This window comes from Actinokineospora sp., from assembly GCF_050699995.1.
GTDB lineage: Bacteria > Actinomycetota > Actinomycetes > Mycobacteriales > Pseudonocardiaceae > Actinokineospora.
Genome location: NZ_JBOHGC010000083.1, coordinates 1 through 2,657 on the forward strand (window position 1 = coordinate 1; position 2,657 = coordinate 2,657).

At 70.3% G+C, this 2,657-nt stretch carries 2 protein-coding genes and 1 pseudogene; all 3 read left to right on the forward strand.

Annotation, left to right across the window (positions count from 1 at the left end; genetic code table 11):
• Window positions 1-180: 180 nt before the first annotated feature.
• Complete coding sequence (locus tag ACRDSQ_RS04935; RefSeq protein ID WP_431419171.1) at window positions 181-537, forward strand: YraN family protein; 357 nt, start codon at window positions 181-183, stop codon at window positions 535-537.
• Window positions 538-697: 160 nt separating this feature from the next.
• Complete coding sequence (locus tag ACRDSQ_RS04940; protein WP_431419172.1) at window positions 698-2,209, forward strand: YifB family Mg chelatase-like AAA ATPase; 1,512 nt, start codon at window positions 698-700, stop codon at window positions 2,207-2,209.
• A 117-nt stretch (window positions 2,210-2,326) separates the two neighbouring features.
• A pseudogene (locus tag ACRDSQ_RS04945) lies at window positions 2,327-2,657 on the forward strand (DNA-processing protein DprA); the annotation flags it as partial.

The window sequence follows — 2,657 nt, forward strand, 5'->3', positions numbered from 1 at the left end:
CTGGCGCGCACCCGCACTTCGAGACAGGCGCTAGCACAAGCCGGCGACAAAGAAGCGACCCGGAGATCATCTCTCCGGGTCTGTCCACACCCGATCCACAGGCCCGCGCTGCCCTCTCCCGCCGAGCCTTGAGGTGCGACACCGTCGAGATCGACACCACTCGATCCCGACTGGAGCACCATGCCCGCCCATCTCGACCTAGGCGCCCAAGGCGAAGACCTCGCGGCCAGGTACCTGGAGAGCACCGGCCTGGTCCTGCTGGACCGCAACTGGCGCTGCCGCCAGGGCGAACTGGACCTGATCCTCACCGACCGCGCCCGCTTGGTGGTCTGTGAGGTCAAAACCCGAACCTCCACCGCCTACGGCACTCCTGCCGAGTCGGTCACGGACGCGAAAGCCGCCAGAATCCGCCGCCTGGCCACCCGCTGGCGGGTAGACCATGGGCTGCTGCCCTGCGAAACCCGCTTCGACATCGTGTCGGTGCTCTGGGCACCTGGCGGAACACCCGAGATCCGCCACCTCAAGGCAGCCTTCTGATGCCCGGCCGACTGTCCGCGACGGTGGCCTCCTGCTCCACCACGGTCCTTCCCGCCACGGCCTGTCTCACCACAGCCCGTCCCATCGCAGTCCTGTCGACGGCAACCTCTGCGACAGCAGTCCCCCTGGCTTCGCTTTCCCCCCCGTGGGGCGTGGCCTGATGGTTCTCGCCCGCGCGTGGTCCATCGCCCTGTTCGGCGTCGACGGGATCACCGTCGAAATCGAGGCCGACATCGGCGGCGGCAAGCCGAAGACCCTGATCGTCGGCCTCCCCGACGCCTCCCTCAACGAAGCCAAAGACCGGGTTCGCGCCGCTGTGCGCAACAGTGGGCTGCAGTGGCCCGATCAACTGGTCACCCTCGGCCTCTCACCCGCCGCCCTTCCCAAGGGCGGCTCCGGCTACGACCTCGCGCTCGCGCTGTCCGTTCTCGTGGCCGACCGCAAGGCTCCGCCGGAGGTGCTCGCGGGCACGGTTCTCCTCGGCGAACTCGCGCTCGACGGACGGCTCCGCACGGTCCGCGGTGTCCTGCCCTGCATGCTCGCGGCCCGCCGTTCCGGGCTGCGCAGGGCGATCGTGCCGACAGCCGCCATGGCGGAGGCGTCGCTGGTCAGTGGGCTGGAGGTCTACGGCGCCGACTGCCTCACCGACATCCTGGTCTGGGCGCGCGGCGAGGGCGAACTGGCCCGGCCCGAGCCGCTCACCGCCGACACCGCGACCGCGCCGCCGGACCTCGCTGACGTGCTCGGCCAGCCCGAAGCCCGCTGGGCCTTGGAAGTCGCGGCGGCCGGGGGCCACAACCTGCTACTCGCCGGCCCACCAGGCACGGGCAAGACCATGCTCGCCAAACGGCTGCCGGGCCTGCTGCCCCCACTCGCCCGGGAACAAGCCCTCGAAGTCACCGCGATCCACTCCGTCTCCGGCGACCTGGCCGCCGAATCACCGCTGATCACCCTCCCTCCATTCATCGCCCCACACCACACGACCTCCGTGCCCGCGCTCGTCGGCGGTGGCGCGGGTCTCGCCAAGCCCGGTGCGATCAGCAAGGCGCACAGGGGAATCCTGTTCCTTGACGAGGCCTGCGAGTTCGCGCCCAACCGACTCGAAGCGCTGCGGACCGCGCTTGAAGAAGGCGAGATCCGCCTGGCCCGACGCGACGGCGTCGTCCGCTACCCGGCCGCATTCCAGTTGGTCCTCGCCACCAATCCATGCCCTTGCGCACCGCCGCGGGAAGCGGACTGTGTCTGCGCTCCACATGCCAGACGTCGTTACCTGGCAAGGCTTTCCGGGCCGCTGCTGGACCGGGTCGACCTGCGGGTGCGGATGCGGCCGATCACCGCCATGTCCCGAGTCGGCGACGCTGACCCCGAGTCCACGGCCACGGTTCGCGAGCGGGTCGGGCGAGCCCGCGACCGAGCGGCCCGGCGCTGGTCCGACTACGGCTGGCACACCAACTCCGAAGCGCCGGGCCCGATCCTCCGCCGGGAATTCACCTTACCCCGCGACACCACCGCCCTGCTGGACCGCGGCCTCAACACCGGAGCCCTCACCGCGCGGGGCGCCGACCGCTGCCTCCGCATCGCCTGGACCCTCGCCGACCTTGCGGAGTCGGCATCGCCCACCGCGGACCATGTCGCGGCCGCTCTTGAGTTCCGCGATCGCCGGTCGACCTAAACTCCTTGCCGTGCAACGACTTTGTGAAGGATCTTCGATGAAAAGCTTGCCATTTAAGGACTGTCGCGATCAATCAGGTTGGTTGTTTGGGGTAGTAAGGGATCTTGGGGGAAGGGCATGACGATCGACCCTGTTCGGGCCGCTCGCGCCTATCTCCTGGGCGTGGCTGAGCCGCCCGCACCCGCGTTGTCCATGTTCGTCGAGGCGCTCGGCCCGGTGGAGGCCGCCGTGCGGGTCAAGACGGGGGAGGTGCCGAACGCGGTTGGGGACGAGACCTCGGCCCGCAGCGCCCGCGACCGCGTCGAAGCCGACCTTGAGAACGCGGCGGCGGTGGGTGCGCGACTGGTCATCCCGGAGGACGCAGAGTGGCCCGGCTGGCCGCTGCTCGCCCTGCACAACGCGTGCGGGCGGGGTCTGCGCTGGGCCGGGCCGCCGCTCGCGCTGTGGG